Annotated in this window: 13 protein-coding genes; 10 read left to right on the top strand and 3 right to left on the bottom strand. The window is 31.5% G+C overall.

The window, feature by feature from the left end; translation table 11 throughout:
- On the bottom strand, nucleotides 1-3,894 hold a 3,894-nt coding region (locus KO515_RS17965; RefSeq protein ID WP_215937723.1), incomplete at its 3' end, for an Ig-like domain-containing protein.
- A 441-nt stretch (nucleotides 3,895-4,335) separates the two neighbouring features.
- On the opposite strand from KO515_RS17965, the gene KO515_RS17960 reads away from it, so the two are divergent.
- From KO515_RS17960 to KO515_RS17925, 8 genes are all read left to right on the top strand, one after another.
- Nucleotides 4,336-5,883: a lipopolysaccharide biosynthesis protein gene (locus KO515_RS17960; RefSeq protein ID WP_215937722.1), complete on the top strand. Its 1,548-nt coding sequence runs from the start codon at nucleotides 4,336-4,338 to the stop codon at nucleotides 5,881-5,883.
- Between the two features lie 31 nt (nucleotides 5,884-5,914).
- Nucleotides 5,915-6,517, top strand: a complete 603-nt coding sequence (locus tag KO515_RS17955; protein ID WP_215937721.1) for a serine O-acetyltransferase — start codon at nucleotides 5,915-5,917, stop codon at nucleotides 6,515-6,517.
- Complete coding sequence (locus KO515_RS17950) at nucleotides 6,489-7,433, top strand: ATP-grasp fold amidoligase family protein (protein WP_215937720.1); 945 nt, start codon at nucleotides 6,489-6,491, stop codon at nucleotides 7,431-7,433. Before KO515_RS17955 ends, KO515_RS17950 begins: the two co-directional genes overlap by 29 nt.
- Entirely contained in the window at nucleotides 7,426-8,508 is a 1,083-nt protein-coding gene (locus KO515_RS17945) for a glycosyltransferase (protein WP_215937719.1), read from the top strand. Before KO515_RS17950 ends, KO515_RS17945 begins: the two co-directional genes overlap by 8 nt.
- Nucleotides 8,509-8,743: 235 nt before the next feature.
- Nucleotides 8,744-9,895 (top strand): glycosyltransferase, encoded by a 1,152-nt coding sequence (locus tag KO515_RS17940; protein WP_215937718.1) that lies wholly within the window; start codon nucleotides 8,744-8,746, stop codon nucleotides 9,893-9,895.
- An 11-nt stretch (nucleotides 9,896-9,906) separates the two neighbouring features.
- Nucleotides 9,907-11,811 carry an asparagine synthase (glutamine-hydrolyzing) gene (gene asnB / locus KO515_RS17935; protein WP_215937717.1) on the top strand — a complete coding sequence of 635 codons (1,905 nt, stop codon included), beginning with the start codon at nucleotides 9,907-9,909 and terminating at the stop codon, nucleotides 11,809-11,811.
- A 6-nt stretch (nucleotides 11,812-11,817) separates the two neighbouring features.
- A complete protein-coding gene (locus KO515_RS17930) occupies nucleotides 11,818-12,954 on the top strand; it encodes a glycosyltransferase family 4 protein (RefSeq protein WP_215937716.1) in 1,137 nt (378 codons plus the stop codon).
- A 12-nt stretch (nucleotides 12,955-12,966) separates the two neighbouring features.
- The gene (locus tag KO515_RS17925; RefSeq protein ID WP_215937725.1) at nucleotides 12,967-13,578 is read left to right on the top strand and encodes a sugar transferase; all 612 of its coding nucleotides are present in this window, start codon (nucleotides 12,967-12,969) and stop codon (nucleotides 13,576-13,578) included.
- Here KO515_RS17925 and KO515_RS17920 read toward each other — a convergent pair.
- Entirely contained in the window at nucleotides 13,565-14,221 is a 657-nt protein-coding gene (locus KO515_RS17920) for an HAD family hydrolase (RefSeq protein WP_215937715.1), read from the bottom strand. The genes KO515_RS17925 and KO515_RS17920 overlap by 14 nt on opposite strands.
- The gene (locus tag KO515_RS17915; RefSeq protein ID WP_215937714.1) at nucleotides 14,205-15,176 is read right to left on the bottom strand and encodes an ATP-grasp domain-containing protein; all 972 of its coding nucleotides are present in this window, start codon (nucleotides 15,174-15,176) and stop codon (nucleotides 14,205-14,207) included. Before KO515_RS17915 ends, KO515_RS17920 begins: the two co-directional genes overlap by 17 nt.
- A gap of 393 nt (nucleotides 15,177-15,569) precedes the next feature.
- Between KO515_RS17915 and KO515_RS17910 the strand changes: the two genes are divergently transcribed.
- Both KO515_RS17910 and KO515_RS17905 read left to right on the top strand, forming a co-directional pair.
- Nucleotides 15,570-16,694, top strand: a complete 1,125-nt coding sequence (locus tag KO515_RS17910; protein ID WP_215937713.1) for a DegT/DnrJ/EryC1/StrS family aminotransferase — start codon at nucleotides 15,570-15,572, stop codon at nucleotides 16,692-16,694.
- A complete protein-coding gene (locus KO515_RS17905) occupies nucleotides 16,691-18,586 on the top strand; it encodes a polysaccharide biosynthesis protein (RefSeq protein ID WP_215937712.1) in 1,896 nt (631 codons plus the stop codon). Before KO515_RS17910 ends, KO515_RS17905 begins: the two co-directional genes overlap by 4 nt.
- Nucleotides 18,587-18,622 lie beyond the last annotated feature (36 nt).

The following is an 18,622-nucleotide window of genomic DNA, read 5'->3' as shown; positions in this document are numbered from 1 at the left end:
TCCTGTATTCCAAGTATAATCACCACCACCAATAGCCGTTAACGTTACGTTTTCACCATTACATATTGAAACATCATTTCCTGCATCAGCGATAACGTCTACAACAACACTTACTGTAACTTGTTCAGTAACTTCACAACCTGTTACTGAGTAACCTGTAACCGTGTAAATTGTTGTTTCTATTGGACTTACCGAAATAGTACTTGAAGTATCACCTGTACTCCATTGATAAGTTTCTGCACCACTAGCAGCAAGGTTAACGATTTCCCCTTCAGTTATAGTTACATCTTCCGATAAGGTTAAACTTGGTAAGTCATTAACTGTCACTATTACACTATCAGTATCCGAGTTACCAAAATTATCCGTTACGGTCACTGTATAAGTCGTTGTTTCTATAGGACTCACAGTTACCGAAGCACTTGTATCTCCTGTATCCCAGAAAAATTCAGGTCCACCCGAAGCTATTAATGTCACACTTTCACCACTACATATTGAAACATCATCACCTGCATCTGCAAGAACTTCCGCTATTACAGTCACTGTAATTTCTTTAGTAATTTGACAACTATTAAAAGAAAAACCTGTTACAGAATACGTCGTTGTTTCTATAGGATTAACTTCTACTGCACTAGTAGTTTCACCAGTAGACCATACATAAGAATCAGCCCCTGATGCTTCAATTATAGTTGAACTCCCTGAAACAATTGTCATCGCATCACTCACAATTAACTCTGGTGCAGCCATAACAAACACGGCAACATCATCCGTAGCAGAACAATCATTTGCAAACACTTCAACTGTATAAATGGTATCTTCATTAGGGTTTACATTTATTGCTGTAGTTGTTTCACCAGTACTCCATAAGTAAGAATCTCCACCTTCTGCTACAAGCTCAACTGATTCACCTTGACATATTGTTTTATCTTCACCAGCAAATGCTATGGGAAGAGAGTTTACTGTAATCGTAACATCATCTGTATCCGAATTTCCAAACCCATCTGTTACTGTAACTGTGTAAGTCGTAGTTTCTGTTGGTGAAAATGTTTGTGTTGCTCCTGTATCACCTGTACTCCATGTGTAAGTTATTCCTCCTGATGCATTTAATGTAACACTTTCACCGAGACAAATTGTAATATCATTTCCGGCATTGGCCACTAAATCTTCAACCACAGTGACAACCACTTCAGCTACACTTTGACAGCCTGCTTCCGAAAATCCTGTAACAGTATATGTCGTTGTCACATCTGGACTAACGGTAATTTCTGAAGTAGATTCACCTGTACTCCACGAGTAAGTGTTTCCGCCAGTCGCGGTAAGCGTTACAGAATTGCCATTCAACACAAAAAGATCTTCGTTAATTGAAATATTTGGTAAATCATTTACAAAAACGGTAACGTCATCAGTATCGGAATAACCAAATTCATTTTCTACAGTAACTGTGTAGGTTGTTGTCTCTGTTGGACTAACGGTTAATTCTGAACCTAAATATCCAGTATTCCATATGTAATTAGATCCTCCTGACGCAGATAAAGTGATGGTCTCACCACTACAAATTGATTCATCCCCTCCAGCAATGGCTATAAGCTCTGGAATTACGGTTACAGTAACCTCTGCACTATTTAAACAACCATTTGGTCCATTAGCACTCACCGAATAAGTTGTTGTATTAATTGGATTTACTGAAATTGATTCAGTAGTTTCACCTGTACTCCATGCGTAAGTTTCACCACCACTAACTGTAAGCGTCGTTGATTCCCCTTCCATAATCACAATATTCTCAGATATCAAAATTTCTGGTGCCGTATTTACATAAATTGTGACATCATCTGAACTTGAACAATAATCATTACTTACTTCAACACTATAAGTTGTTTCATAAGTTGGACTCACTTCTATTGAAGCAGTTGTATCACCAGTACTCCATAAGTATGACGTTCCACCTGTCGCTGTTAAAATAGTCGAACTACCTTCACATATAGATTGATCTTCTCCGGCATTTGCAGCTGGAATAGGGTTTACAGTAACTGTTACACTAACATCTTCTGACTGCTCAAAATCATCAGAAACTGTAACTATAAAAGACGTAGTTTCCTCAGGTGTAACTTCAATACTCTCGGAAGTTTCACCTGTGCTCCAAACGTAACTTGTCCCACCACTCGCTGTTAGTGTGGTGCTTTCACCTTCACAAATCTGTTGGTCAACACCTGCGCTCGGATCGAGCGCTTCAGGAAAAACCGTTATTTCGGAGGTGTCCGTAAAGTCCCCATCATCTGTTGTAAATGTTATGGTGACCTCACCTATAGAAATAGGTGTTACAAGACCATTAGCATCTACAATTGCAATGTCTTCATCTCCGGATGTCCATGTGCCTTCTTGATTAGTGGCATTTGATGGTGTAAATGTTGCTGTTAATTGTAGGCTATCGGTTATTATAAGTTCTGCAGTACTTGGAGTTACTGCTATGCTCTCGACACCTATGGCAACTGCCGAAACATCATTATCTACCCCATTTAGATATTCTTCTAATAATGTATAACCTGATGGTTGTATTTGATTATGAATAGTTACACTGCCTTCTATACCTCTATTTACTAAATAAGCTTCAGGTATATTAGGGTTACTTTGATAAAAGCTAGATGGTCTAGTATTATATGAAGTAGGTATTTCGGGAATTGTAATATCATAAGTAACGTCCTCAGAAGTATCTCCTTGAAATTCTGTTAGTGCTTTATTAATAGCAGAAGAATCAATTATGTCTCTATCCTCAATGACTACTCCATTATCGTTAATGTATTTATAAGATCCAACATAAGGTAAAACTTCAGTTTTTAAATCTAAAGAAGTTCTGATATTTAAAGTCTCAGAATTATTAAAGTTAAAAGCAGTACTTACGAAACTTGATTCTGGCAACGGATCTACTCTCGGCTGTGAGAAATCAGTCCATTCATAACCCGTAAAATTAGAGTCTAAATAATTATCATTATCATATATCGCTCCATTATTTGTTCCAAAATAAGCTGTATTTGCTAACTGTGTGCTTCTTCCTCCTGTCGAATAATAATTACCAATATGGTTGAGTGTATATGACCAATCATCTAATCTAATTAACCGAGCAAACCAATTATGAACTGTATTATTTATAATATCTAACCTTACAGCTCCTCCTATTTTTCCAGGAGACCTGTGACCTACATTTACAAAAAGGTTATTTATAATAGTGTATTCTTCGTTGTGAGAATCATTAGGTGGAGTTGTATCTCCTATTATAAACCCTAACCCTGAATCATATATTAAACAATTTTGAATTGTCTTACCAGATGCTTCGATATTTTCATTATTAGATACCATACTAAAGGTAACTTCTGCACTCTCAACATGACTGCCCGATAAATGATCAAAGATAACATTGTTTGCGTCTTGTGATTGTAAGCATCCAGAAACATTGGTTGTCGACCTAAACTTAACATACCTAATTACAACATCATCAATAGCTATTAAAAATATTTTACCACCTGTAATTGTTATACCTCCCTCAGGAGCAGTCTGACCAGCTATTGTTATACCATCAGCATAACCACCTTCGTCTCCAGGACCATTACTTGCATATATATTTGATTGTAATTCTATAACACCACTTACATCAAAAACGATAGTTCTACTTACTCCTTTGTTAGAAGCGTCTGTTAATGCCCATCTAAAAGATCCAACACCACTGTCATTTAAATTTGTGACATGAACTACTTCCCCACCTCTTCCACCTGTAGAGTACGCACCTGCACCCATAGCTGTAGGGAATGCCAATTGCTGCTGAGCACTAATACATAGAAAGCTAAAAGTTAGAAATAAAATTAATAATAGTTTTTTAGTATACTTTTGTATTTTTTTTAGGGGCATAATGGTTTATTTGTTCAGTTAGACTTATTAGGGCATGTACAATAAAATGAAAATATTCCGATTAAAAATATTAAACGCAATAAAATTCGATGAAATGTTCATAAAAGTAAGATTAAACTTATTATTTTATAATCTTTGCATTTAACACTTGTATTTACGCTAATAAACGAGATAAGGATTATATCAATGTCAACTTTAACTAAATACATTTTTTTCTTACAGAACAAAATATAGAGACTAAGAATAAATTCTTAGAAAAACTTAGAAATACGAAAATTTAACCTCGAAAAAGATGTGGAATTGTACATTCGACGTCTATAATTGTTAATTGACAAAAAAATTCAACATTATAGTTTCATTTTCTAATATTAGCAACCTATTAACTTCGTATATAAAACTATATGGTTAATTTTTCTTATAGCTTATTGAAAAAAAAATAAAATGTCTAGAGTCTCCAAATCTTTAAAAAACGCAAAGGTTGGTGTGTTTTTTTTCACCATTTCAATTTTTATTCAATTTTTTTCTAGAAAAATTTTCTTAGATGAACTAGGTGATGACTTTATTGGTTTAGAATCAACTTTAAGAAGTATTCTCGGTTTTTTAAATTTAGCAGAATTAGGTATAGGAACTGCAATAGGTTTTACTTTATATAAACCCTTATATACCAACAACCAAAAGGAAATAAATAAAATTATAGCATTATTAGGTGTACTTTATAAAAAAATTGGTACATCCATACTTGCTGTAGGTATAATTATTTCCCTATTTTTTCCATGGATATTTTCTGACACTAAGTTTTCATTATTTCTAATTTATTTTGTGTTTTACGCTTTAATGATCTCAACACTCTTAGCTTATTTTGTAAACTATCATGCTAGTTTATTTGGTGCCGATCAAAAAGGGTATATAATTCAGAAGTATTTTCAAAGCTTTCATATCGTACGTGTATTACTACAGGTTATTATAGTTCTTTATTACAAAAATTTTTATTTATATATCATTTTAGAACTTATCTTCAGCATCATTTATAGTGTATTACTTAGACGAAAGATATCACAGACTTACCCATGGCTTATGATCCATTATAATGGAAAATCATCCGTTATCAAAGAATATCCAGAGATTATAAAAAAAGTAAAACAAGTCTTTTTTCATAAAATGAGCGACTTCGTTAAGAGTGGAACAGACAACTTATTAATTTATGGGTTAATTAATTTGCAAAGTGTAGCACTTTTCGGTAATTATTTTTTGGTGTTTTCTAAATTAAATAGTCTTATCATGATGGCCTTTGCTGGCACTGGCTCTGCGGTCGGGAACCTAATTGCTGAAGATGATAAAGATAATGTGAATAAAGTATTTTGGGAACTGGTTTCAATTCAATTTTTTATTGCTGGCTTTTTTAGTTTAGCAATTTATTATACCATGGATGAACTAATTTTACTTTGGTTGGGTGAAAAATATGTGCTTTCAAAAATTATTCTTATTTTATTTATTTCTAATTTTTTCATGATGCAAATAACGGCAACTATAAATCGCTTTAAGAACGCCTACGGTTTGTATTCTGATATATGGGCTGCTATATCTGAAGCCGCAATAAATTTAATTGTTTCTTTTACTCTAGGTAGCTTCTACGGTATCTCTGGAATTGTAGCAGGGACAGTAAGTAGTCTTTTTATTATTGGTATTTTATGGAAACCGTATTATTTATTTAAACACGGTTTTGAAAAAAGTGTTTTAATTTATTGGAAAGGATTGACATCTATACTGATAAGCTTCGTATTATCTTGTTTATTTGTAGATTTTTGTATTAATCATTTTATATCTCGAGAGTATGACATGAATTTTTTAAATTGGGTTATATATAGTTTTAAAGTAAGTTTATTCATTATTTTTATCTACGGTGCACTTTTATACATTTTTAATAAAAGTTTTAGAATATTTTGGACACGCATAAAAATCCTATTGAAAACGACCTTTAAACTAAATTAGTTTAAATTTAAATTAATGATGTATAAAATAAATGATACAAAATAAGATTGATTATAGTAATTATTTGGAACGTGACCGTATTGCTTTAGAGATTAATAACGATAACGTATTGAGTAAAGTAAAAAACTTACTTTTGCCAAATCCTATTTGGCGTTTTCAAAGATTAATGAGGAAACTAGAATATTATGTTAATTGCAAAAATAAAGGCCTATACAAATTATACATAGTATATCTGAAATATCGTTATAGGTCAATGTCTGTGAAACTTAATTTTTCTATTCCAATCAATATTTTTGGCCCAGGACTGTCAATAGTACATTATGGCACGATAATAATTAATTATACGACTAGGATTGGTGCTAATTGTAGAATACATGCTTGTGTCAATATTGGTGCTTCTGGTGGTGAAATTCAAGGTCCAATTTTGGGTGACAACGTATACATAGCTCCAGGCGCTAAAATATTTGGAAATATTAGGATACCTAACAATACAGCTATAGGTGCTAATGCTGTAGTAAATAAGTCATTTGAGGAAGAACATACAATCATAGCTGGAATACCAGCTAAAGTATTAGGCAGTGTAGACATAACAAAATTAATAAGGCATGAGCTATTTAAAGAAAAAAACCATTAGAAGTAGAATTTCAAATTTATATCGAAATTCTGACTTGGGCTATAATTTACTGAGACCTTTCTACAAGCTATATGAATTTGGAATAAAACTTATCCCAGACAAGCTGTTTATAGAATGGTATTTCAAAAAATATATGGGCTACTCTATCGACCTAAATAATCCTCAGACTTTAAATGAAAAAATTACTTGGTTAAAATTATATGATAGAACAAATTTGCATACCCGAGTCGCAGATAAATACACAGTCCGATCATATATATCTGAAAAAATTGGAGACCAATATTTAATTCCACTAATATATCACACAAAAAATGCAGACGATATTAAACCTGAAAATTTACCTGATACAAGTTTTATTATAAAAAACAATCATGACAGTGGTGGCTATGTTATTGTTAAAAATAAATCTTCCGTAGATTGGAAGCAAGTACAAAAAGCATTTAAACGCAGCTTAAAAGAAAATTTTTACTATTCAACAAGAGAATGGCAATATAAAAATATTGAACCAAGAATAATTGTAGAAGAACTTTTGACAACTGAAAATGGTGAAATTCCAAACGATTATAAATTCCATTGTTTTAATGGTAAATTAGCTTTTGTACACGTAGATATTGCTCGTTTTGGAGACCGCAGGAGAAATTTATATGACCCTAATTGGGATTTTATTCCATGTGTATGGCAATACGAAAATGGAGAGTTAGAAGCAAAGCCAAAATTGTTTGAGAAAATGAAGGGTTTAGCTGAAAAAATAGCTAAAGACTTTATTTATTCAAGAGTTGACTTTTATGCTGTAAAAGGGCAAATTTACTTTGGTGAAATTACATTTCATCATCATTCTGGTACACAAAAATTCAAAACTGAAGGATGCGATCTTAGATTTGGACAGCTATTAAAATTAAATATTAATAATGGATAAAAACAAGATCAAAGTTTTCTTCGTTTTACCAACATTATATGCTGGTGGTGCAGAGCGCGTTATCACTTTTGTATCTAAAAACTTAAATAAGACTAAGTTTGATATCACTTTAATTGTTATTGGTTTTGAAAAAGATAACAAATACGATACTTCTGATCTATCAGTTATATATTTAAATAAAACACGTGTACTTTCTGGTGCAACAGGAATCATTAAATTATTAGCAAAGTGCAAACCTCAGATTGTAGTGAGTTCAATTACTCATTTAAATATAATGATGGGTTTAATTTCTAAGTTTTTTCCTAAGATAAAATTTATTGGAAGACACGCTACCATTACCAACATTGCTTCTAAATACAAAAAGCAGAAGAAAAAATCATTAATTTCTTACTTAATTAATACCGAACAGATTGGTATTAAAAATCTTGATTATATTATTTGTCAGTCTACTGATATGAAAGACGATTTTCTTCAAATTTATAATATTAATGAGAACAAAATAAAAATTATTCACAATCCTGTAACTCAAATTAGTGTTTTAAAAAAAGACAGTAAGAAAGTAAATCACGTTAAAAAATTTATCACGGTAGGAAGAATGGTCAAAATAAAAGGCCAAGCCAGGCTTTTAAATATTCTCAGCCGACTTACCATTCCTTTTGAATTTACCATAATTGGTACAGGTAGTAATAAAGAAGACATTTTAAATAAAATTAATGATCTTAATTTAACTGACAAAGTTAATCATATTGAGTATTCTGACGATGTGTTTAGCCACTTAATTAAACACGACATGTTTTTACAAGGATCTTATTCTGAAGGGTTCCCAAATGCTTTACTAGAAAGTTGTACAGTAGGTTTACCTGTTATAGCATTTAATGCACCAGGAGGAACAAAAGAAATTGTTACCAATGGTATAAATGGCTACATCGTTGAAAATGAAAATGAGTTCTTAAAAAAGCTTCAAGAAGAAAAAGTATGGAATCCGAAAAAAATCAGTGAGCATGTAAATAAAAAGTTTAATAAAGACAAAATAATACGAGATTATGAACAACTATTTCTAGACCTCTTAAATTAAAATATTCTTAACAACTTAATTTTTTCAACTATAAAAATCAAAATATTCCCTTTGTAAGAAAAAAATCAGTCGCTAATTAAGCTATTAAACATTAAAAGTGCTCAAGAAATCGAAGAAATGTTTTTTTAAAATATGTACCACTTATATTTGACACCGAAGGTAATTAAGAATTATTTTTTATTCATATATAGACCTAACTATTTTTGAATAATTATTGTAGAAGAATGAATAAATTATGGCCCCAAACTCAAAACAAAATATTAGCATACTTTGCATATCTCTAGGTAGTGGAGGTGCCGAAAAGGTGATCAGTCTACTCCTTAAGAAGTTAGTACATAATTATAATGTATATTTAGTTATATTTTATGATGAGGTTCATTTTCCAATTCCAGAAGATGTTAATGTTATTGTCCTTTCTAATAAAGGGCCTGACAGGCCCTTCTATTTAAAAATTATCGATGCCTATAAGTTTATAATAAAGTATTATCGTTTAGTTAAAACAGAGCATATCGCTATCTCAGTCTCTTTTTTAGCCTTTCCAAACTTAATCAATGGTATTATTTCTACATTCAACAAAAAGGTAAAGACTATTATTAGTGAAAGAGGTTTTCCTTCCGATAATGTATCCAGTAAGCTATCACTTTATATTTCTAAATTATTTTATCCAATTTTTTATAATAGATGTGATAAATTATTTTCAAATTCTGTGCACATAAATAGAGATTTAAAAGATAACTTTGGTGTTGATATCCCAATGGAAGTTATTTATAACCCTATAGAAACACCTAAATCATTAATAGATTCTGAAAAATTAAATACTTCTGTGGATACATTAAAAGTAATCACCGCAGGAAGTTTAATTAAAAGAAAAAATCAAATAATGGTTATTCGAGCAATAAATGAATCAGCTTTTAATTATAACTTTTCAATACTTGGAAGTGGAGATTTAAAGGATTATTTGCAAAATGAAATAAACAAATTTCAACTTGAAGGCAGCATCGCTCTAATAGGGAAAGTAAAAAATGTGAATGATTATTTAGTAGATAGCCAATGTTTTGTACTTTCATCTTTCACCGAAGGATTTCCAAATGCGTTAATTGAAGCTATGGCCATGGGTCTACCTAGTATATCAACTAATTGTTTGTCTGGCCCACTAGAATTATTAAATGAAAACAATGAAGTCAATATTAACAACGGTGAGTTTTTTATTGCCAAATACGGCTTACTTGTCAATAATGATGATGATATTGGATTAAGTAAAGCTTTAGATTATTTTCATAATAATCCAAAACAAAGAGAAAAATTTAGCAAGTTGAGTTTACAACGCTCAAAAGACTATGAGTTAAAAAGTATTTATAAAAAATTTAATTTCTTTATACAGAATTAATAATAGAATAGATGTGTGGAATTAACGGCATCATCGCCAAAACGAACAGAAAAAAAGACGACATCACCTCCATCCTTAACTCCATGAATGACCTCATTATTCATAGAGGACCAGATGAAGACGGCGTATTTTCTGAAGAAAACGACCAATTAACAGTTGGTATGGCAATGCGTAGGTTGTCTATTATTGATTTATCATCAGGTCAACAACCTATCTTTTCAGATGATAAGCAAATTGTTATTGTATTCAATGGCGAAATCTATAATTACAAAGTCTTAAAATCGAAATTAGAATCCGAAGGCGTAACTTTTGAAACATCTAGTGATACCGAAGTAATCTTAAAAGCCTATGAAAAATACGGAGTAGAATCCTTTCAATGGCTAGATGGCATGTACGGTTTTAGCATCTATGATAAAAATCTTAACAAACTATTTATTGCACGCGATTTCTTTGGAGAAAAACCATTGTATTACACGCATACTGACAAGGAATTTATTTGGGCGTCAGAATTAAAATCTATAATTAATACATTAGACTTCAGACCTAACATTTCAAAAAAAGGCTTAAATCTTTATTTTAGACTAACATATATCCCAGCACCACACACCATCTACGAGAATATATTTAAGCTTGAAGCTAATCATTATATTGAATATGATTTATCATCACATAATACTACAATCCATAAAATAAACGCTGAACCTAAACCTAAAGCGTCTAACATTTCTTTCGAGGATGCTAAAGCCAAAACCAAAGATCTCGTATATAAAAGTGTAGATAGCAGATCTATCGCAGATGTTGGTTTAGGTACATTTTTATCAGGTGGTGTAGATTCCTCTATTATTTCCCTGTGTTTAGCACAGACCACAGATAAAAAAATTGATACGTTTTCAATTGGATTTAAAAAAGCATCCTATGATGAGACTGATAAATCGAGAATAGTAGCCAAACAATTAAAAAGTAATCATCACGAATTTATAATCGATGAGAATGATCTTAAAAATAACATTCATGAAATTTTAATAAATTTTGACGAACCTTTCTCTGATACCGCTGCTCTCCCTACCCACCTACTGTCCGAAAAAACAAGAGAACATGTTACTGTCGCTCTAACTGGTGATGGTGGTGATGAAGTGTTTGGTGGCTACAACAAGTATTACATTGGTAAAATGAATAAAAAATATACTAGTGTTATTCCAAAAGGGCTTCATAAATCTATTGCAGGTTTAAGTAACAAATACCTCATTAATAAGGATGATACGCGTGGTAGAAAATTTCAAATTAATAAACTTCTAAACTCTATTGACTATGACGGGGAGTTCTATTGGAATATAGTTTCTTTAGCAAATACAAGTAAGCAATTAGAGGAAAGTATGTCTCCAGATTATTTCGAATCTAATATTTTTAAAGAATACAAAGCGGTCTTAGGAAAACAAAAAATTGAAACCTTAACCGATTTTAGGCTTGTTGACAAAATACTGAGTTTAGAAGGAGGAATGCTAGCCAAAGTAGATAGAACGAGTATGCTCACCTCTTTAGAATGTAGAGCACCTTTTCTAAATAGAGAATTATGGGAATTTACAAATACCTTGCCGGAAAGCTATTTAATGAAAGGTTGGAACAAAAAACACATTCTAAAAGAAGCATTTAGAGACCAGTTTCCTAAAGATTTTCTTGAAAAAGGTAAAAGTGGATTTGGTAGTCCTACAGGAGATTGGTTAAGACAAAGCCTTAGAAAAGAATTAGAAAGTTATATTGAACCACAGTTATTAAAATCTCAAGGTATATTTAATGCTGAAGTGATCACTAAATTAGTTACAGATCATTTAGAAAGCAAAAAAGATAGCACGTTTAGAGTTTGGTCTTATTACTGTTTCCAGAAATGGTACAAATTTAATTTCTTAAAACAAGCCTAGTTAAAGATGGATAAAAAAAGAATATTACTTATAGCATCTCTATCGGGTTCTTTAATAAATTTTAGAGGAGACTTTATTCAGAGTTTAATAAAGAATGGGTATGAAGTTTTTACTGCCGCACCAGAGCATCCTGACGATATATGTACTAAACTTAAAGAATTAGGTGCAATTCCTGTCGAATTCAATTTAAATAGAACAGGCCTTAACCCTATCAAAGATCTTCAATCTATAAAGGAACTAAAAGCTCTTATTAAAAAGCACCATATAGATCTAGTATTTCCTTATACCGTGAAACCCGTTATTTATGGCTCAATTGCCGCTAATCAATGTAATGTCCCGGTTATTTCTTTAATCACAGGTTTAGGATACGCTTTTACTGGTTTATCTACTAAAGCTCGATTATTACAGCGATTCAATGAAACTTTATATAAACTTTCTATTCGAAAAAATAAAGTTATTGTTTTCCAAAACAAGGATGACCACCAATTATTTTTAGATAGAAAAATTATATCTAAGAATCAAAAAGTGGCGTTTGTAAGTGGCTCCGGCGTTAATCTTAACCGATTTAGTTTTAAAGAAAAACAATCGTCAGAGCATGTTAGTTTTTTATTAGTCGCGCGGCTAATAAAAGAAAAAGGTATAGCATTTTACATGGATGCAGCTAAAATATTAAAAGCTAAATATCCTAAAACAGAATTTCATTTAATTGGTTCACCCGAAACGTCTCCTTCCGCAATTAGTGTAGACGAACTAAATACACTACACCAAGATGGTATTATCGTATTTCATGGTGAACAAAACAATATCTCTGAACATCTTCATAATAATGATATTTTTGTATTACCAAGCTACTATAGAGAGGGTTTACCAAGAACAACCCTAGAAGCGTGTGCTTGTGGAAACCCAATTATCACAACGGATTCAGTAGGTTGTAGAGAATCTGTAAAAGAAGGAGTTAACGGATTTTTAATTCAGCCTCAAAATTTAGAAGCCTTAATTAAACCGATGGAATTTTTTATTACACATCCAGAAAAAATCAAGGAAATGGGTAGGAATAGTAGAACGTATGCTGAAGAACGATTTGACGTTACCATAATAAACAACGATTTGTTACAATTGATAAAAGCAGTTCTTAAATCATAACACATTATGAATATCTATAAGACACTCATCAAACGTATTTTCGATTTTTTAGCGGCATTTATCGGGCTCTTAATGATTTCTCCCTTATTTTTATTTCTAGTTATTAGTCTCTTAATATTAAATAATGGTAAACCTTTTTTCTATCAATTACGTGCTGGTAAAAACGGAAAGCTTTTTACAATTATTAAGTTTAAGACTATGACCGATAAAACGGACAACGAAGGCAACCTCTTGCCTGCTATGGAACGTGTTACTAAAGTTGGAAGTATTTGTAGAAAATTATCGTTAGATGAATTGCCTCAACTTATCAATATCATTAAAGGGGACATGAGTTTAATTGGCCCAAGACCCTTATTACCAGAATATTTAGAACGGTACAGTAAAACTCAAAATAGAAGACACGAGGTACTACCAGGAATCACAGGTTGGGCTCAAGTCAATGGAAGAAATGCCATAAGTTGGGAACAAAAATTTGAATATGATGTCTACTATGTAGATCATCAGTCGTTTGCATTCGATTTTAAAATTATACTCAAAACTATTGACAAGGTGATTAATAGAAAGGATATAAACAATTCAGATAATATAGATATGCCTGAATTTAAAGGCTCTACAGAATCGTAATATCTTTAAAGTTCTCAATAAATTCGTTTGGTGCGCATTCTATACTCATAAATTTATGAGATTCAAAATGGATATTTTTTCCATTATCAATGAGTGCTACGCTTTTCCATCCTAAAGTGTTAGGAGCAATAAAATCCTTCTTCAGATTATCTGCGATGTAGTAGTATTGTACACCTGATAATGCTTGTTCAATAGCCTTAAAATTAGCTGAATCGGGTTTTTCTTTACCACTTTCTTCAGAAATAACAATGAAATCTAAATAATTTAAAATACCTAAACTCTTTAATTTAGCCCTTTGCGTTTTTGATCTACCATCGGTAATTATCGCTATGTAACCACCTTTAGACTTTATTGCTTCAAAAATATCAAGAACTCCTTCAAACAACTGAATTTCTGGCTGATGATTTCTATACAAGTCCACTAATACGCTTAACTCTATATTATGCGATTCTGCAAGAGTTTTAAACACATTTATTTTACAGCGATACAACGAAAACATCTTTGAATACAATGGTTTCCAGTTGTCTAAGTCCAAAAACTCAGCTATTGATCTGTATGCGGATTTTAAAAAATCTAATTCGTTATATAAAGTATCATCTAAGTCAAAGACAACTACCGTATTTGTATCAACCTTTATATCCATGCACTAAAACTTCATCATCATAACGAATCATTAATAAATCACTTTCCCAACTCTCAAATTGATCGCCTATTGTCTTATTGAGAAGATATTCTTCAATAATCCATTTAGAAAAATTAGCGCCCGATAAATACGACAGTGGATATCCTCCACCAAATCTTGGGTTAATTTCTATAGCATAAATTTTTTCAGAATCATTTTTGTGAACAAAAAACTGAGCGGTTAGGCAGCCAGCAGCTCCTGTAATATGCTTTAAGTTTTTCTTTAAATAAGACACCAATACATTATTAGAAGTCAAAGCTTTATACACTTCACCATCTCTCACTTCTAATCGTTTACGAGGTACTACACACCTCAAATTATGATCCTTACTAAAATATAAATCACATGTAAATTCATCAAAATCATCATGATCTAAATATTCTAAAAACATTAATTTATTATTAGTAAAATGATAGTCTATAAGCTCTTCTTCAGCTTTAATAATATAAGTGTCCACACTTCTACTCCCATCTATAGGCTTAATAAAAAGTGGCAATTCATAGTTGTCTTTAGCGTATTCCTTTGCTACATTTACGTTATGTTCTATAAAAAACTCATGAATTACACGTTTATTTCTACATTTAGACACAAAATCAGCCGATGAAATAACAACTTCAATACCCTCTTGTGTAAAAATTTCTTTGTTTTTAGCAAGTTCAAGAAGTTCTGTGTCAATTGTTGGTATAACCAACTTAATATCGTGAAGTTTACAAAACCCAATTAAATCTTCAATATAATTAGGATCATCTAACCGCGCTACTTTAAAAAAACCATCTGCAATTTGACAAGCTGCTGACAATAATGGCTCAGCATCTGCGGCATATACTTTTGAATTCGGATATGTTCCTTTTAATTCTTTCTGAAAAGATCTAACCAAAGACACCCTTCGTCCTGCTGAAGTAATTAAAATATTCATGTACTTAATTTATTTTCAATGGTTTAATACATAATATTAAAGTAGTATGTAACATAATTTATGTATAAAAAACACATATTATATGCACGAATTTAATGGTAAAAATACGTTATATCTAATTAAATTAAAATTTTATAATGTTATGAGTTAATAATAGATTTGTTAATATCACAAATATTATTTGTTTCAAAACTGCATTCAAAGATATTTTAGATTAATCGAAACAATAATATATTGTCATTAAGGACGTAATTATTTACTTTTCATCGTATTAATTTGTATTAAATCAAGATAATAACAGATATTTACATTATTGAATTTGATCGTGTCCCAGATCCCTCTATTGACATGAAATTGAATAGTAATATAATAATTACTTAACAATTTTCACTTATGAAACCTAAAATATGGCTATCCTCACCACACATGAGTGGTAACGAATTATCTTATATTAATGAAGCTTTTAAGTCCAACTGGGTAGCACCATTAGGTCCAAATGTTAATGGCTTTGAAGATGATATAAAATCATATTTGAGCAAAAACCGACATGTTGCCGCTTTGGCTTCTGGTACTTCTGCTCTGCACCTCAGTCTTATTTTGCTAGGAGTTGGCTATGGGGATGAAGTCATTTGTCAAAGTAAAACCTTTTCTGCATCTGCCAATCCTATTGTTTACCAAGGCGCCTCACCTGTGTTTGTTGATAGTGAAAGTGAAACTTGGAATATGTGTCCTATTCAACTAGAAACGGCTATTAAAGATAGAGTTGCTAAAGGAATCAAACCAAAAGCAATTATTGCTGTGCATTTATACGGCATGCCTTATAAAGTTGACGAAATTAACAAAATTGCTTTAAAATATAATATCCCAATAGTTGAAGATAGTGCAGAATCATTGGGGAGCCAATATAAAGGTGAAAATTGTGGGACATTTGGAGATTTTTCGATCCTATCTTTTAATGGTAATAAGATTATAACAACATCAGGTGGTGGAGCTTTAGTTACTAAAACATTAACGTTTAAAGAAAAAGCTATTTTCTTAGCGACACAAGCTAGAGATAATGCTCCGCATTACTTACACTCTGAAATTGGGTATAATTATAGAATGTCTAATATTGTTGCAGGTATTGGCCGAGGACAAATGACAATTTTAGATAGTCACGTTGCAAAACGTCGCTCTAATTATAAATTCTATGTAGATGCACTGAAACACATTGATAGAATTACTTTTCTCAAGGAACCTGAAGGACATTTTTCTAACCGTTGGTTGTCTTGTATTCTTTTAGACTCAAAAGAGACTCGCGAGGGCTTAAGATTAGCATTGGAAGAGGAAAACATAGAATCTCGACCGTTGTGGAAACCAATGCACCAACAGCCCATTTTTAAAGAATATTCTAGCTACCTTAACGGTGTTTCAGACGAGCTTTTCGAAAGAGGATTATGTTTACCTAGTGGCTCAAATCTTACTGATAATGAATTAGAAAGAGTTATTTCTGCAATAAATTCGTATTTTGTAACATGATAGTTAAACTTCTAAATAAAATATCGAAAAAATATGCTTCAAAATGGCTTGTACTCTTATTTGATGTTATAATTGTAGTAGCTTCATTCTTCCTTGCGTATTTAATTCGTTATAATTTTCAAATAGATTTTGATTTCATTAATCTATTAAATCAGATTCCATACGTGGCATTAATAGCCATTATTAGTTTTATTGCAGTAGGCTCATATAAAGGTGTTGTTCGATTCACAGGATTTAAAGACATCATAAACATTGTTATCGGCGCAAATATTTTAGCGACTATTCTCATATTTTGCACATTTTTAACTCGAAAAACATTAGGACAAGATAGTATTTTTAATATATCTGGCTCAATTATTTACATTCACTTGTTATTAAATATTCTATTTCTAATTGGTGCAAAACTGTTTATAAAATCAATTTACAACCATATCACTCAAGATTTTAAATCGATTTCTAAAGTGTTAATTTTTGGAGCAGGAAATTCAGGAATGTTAACATATGATGCTATTCAAAATGATACTAAAAGCGGCTTTGAGGTTGTTGGTTTTATTGACGATGATGAACGTAAAATAGGAAAAAAGATAAATCTACTAAAAGTATATAGCTTAAAATCAATAGATGAAAACTTCATTGAAAATCATAATATTAAAGACGTTATAATTTCAATTCAGAATATTGACCCTACACGACTGCTTCAAATTACCGGTAGCCTTTTTTCATTAGGTCTAAAAGTTAAAATAGTACCTCCTGTGCAAAGCTGGATAGATGGTGATTTAAGTGTAGGTCAAATTAAAGAAGTTAAAATAGAAGACCTTTTAGGGAGAGATCCTATTAATATAAAAAATCCTGATTTAGAGGAACAATACGATAACAAAGTTATTTTAGTCACGGGAGCAGCTGGCTCAATAGGAAGTGAAATTTGTAGAAAAATTAGCTTATATAACTATAAGAAATTAATCTTAGTAGATAACGCAGAGTCTGCACTTTATGATATTCAGCAAGAATTCAGACAACAAGGCCTAGAAAATATTGACGCTATAGTAGCTGATGTTCGTAATAGAACTAGAATAGACCAAATATTCAATCTGTACAAACCTAAAATAATTTTTCATGCGGCTGCATATAAACATGTACCTTTAATGGAAAATAATCCATATGAAGCCGTAAGCGTTAATATTGGTGGCACTAAAAATGTTGCTGACATCGCAGTAAAACATAGCGTCGATAAATTTGTTTTAATTTCCACAGATAAAGCTGTAAACCCAACAAATGTAATGGGCGCAACTAAGCGTATAGCGGAACTTTATGTTAGCTGTCTAAAAGGTAAAGGGCATACAAAGTTTATAACTACTAGGTTTGGAAATGTTTTAGGTTCAAATGGATCTGTCATTCCATTGTTTAAGAAGCAAATCGAAAAAGGAGGTCCACTAACAGTAACCCACAAGGAAATTACGCGTTATTTCATGACTATTCCAGAGGCTTGTCAGCTAGTTTTAGAAGCAGCAGCTATGGGTAATGGTGGTGAAATTTTTGTCTTTGACATGGGTGAACCTATTAAGATTTTTAACCTTGCTACTAACATGATTATTTTGTCTGGACTAAGGTATCCAGAAGATATAAATATTAAAATCACAGGCTTACGACCAGGTGAAAAAATTTACGAAGAACTTTTAGCTGATGGTGAAAACACAAAAAAAACCTATCACGAAAAAATTATGATTGCAAAATCAAGACACGTCGATATTTATAATGTCGAAAATCAAATAAATAAACTAACATCTATAAATTCCTTAACACAACCTTTAGAAATAGTATCTTCCATAAAACAATTAATACCTGAATATGTATCTAACAATTCAACATATGAAGTTCTAGATATAAAAAAATAATCAGTGCCTCTAATCAATCTTATAACAATCACTCAA

Origin of the sequence: Winogradskyella psychrotolerans (assembly GCF_018860545.1) — a bacterium.
GTDB lineage: Bacteria > Bacteroidota > Bacteroidia > Flavobacteriales > Flavobacteriaceae > Winogradskyella > Winogradskyella psychrotolerans_A.
This window is presented reverse-complemented; position numbering and strand designations above follow the sequence as displayed.

Bases quoted from the DNA above. Each gene is read 5' to 3' on its own strand.
- KO515_RS17945 (WP_215937719.1), top strand. From the start codon at position 7,426: ATGGATAAAAACAAGATCAAAGTTTTCTTCGTTTTACCAACATTATAT.
- asnB (WP_215937717.1), top strand. From the start codon at position 9,907: ATGTGTGGAATTAACGGCATCATCGCCAAAACGAACAGAAAAAAAGAC.
- KO515_RS17910 (WP_215937713.1), top strand. From the start codon at position 15,570: ATGAAACCTAAAATATGGCTATCCTCACCACACATGAGTGGTAACGAA.
- KO515_RS17930 (WP_215937716.1), top strand. From the start codon at position 11,818: ATGGATAAAAAAAGAATATTACTTATAGCATCTCTATCGGGTTCTTTA.
- KO515_RS17940 (WP_215937718.1), top strand. From the start codon at position 8,744: ATGGCCCCAAACTCAAAACAAAATATTAGCATACTTTGCATATCTCTA.
- KO515_RS17905 (WP_215937712.1), top strand. From the start codon at position 16,691: ATGATAGTTAAACTTCTAAATAAAATATCGAAAAAATATGCTTCAAAA.
- KO515_RS17950 (WP_215937720.1), top strand. From the start codon at position 6,489: ATGAGCTATTTAAAGAAAAAAACCATTAGAAGTAGAATTTCAAATTTA.
- KO515_RS17915 (WP_215937714.1), bottom strand. From the start codon at position 15,176: ATGAATATTTTAATTACTTCAGCAGGACGAAGGGTGTCTTTGGTTAGA.
- KO515_RS17955 (WP_215937721.1), top strand. From the start codon at position 5,915: ATGATACAAAATAAGATTGATTATAGTAATTATTTGGAACGTGACCGT.
- KO515_RS17920 (WP_215937715.1), bottom strand. From the start codon at position 14,221: ATGGATATAAAGGTTGATACAAATACGGTAGTTGTCTTTGACTTAGAT.
- KO515_RS17960 (WP_215937722.1), top strand. From the start codon at position 4,336: ATGTCTAGAGTCTCCAAATCTTTAAAAAACGCAAAGGTTGGTGTGTTT.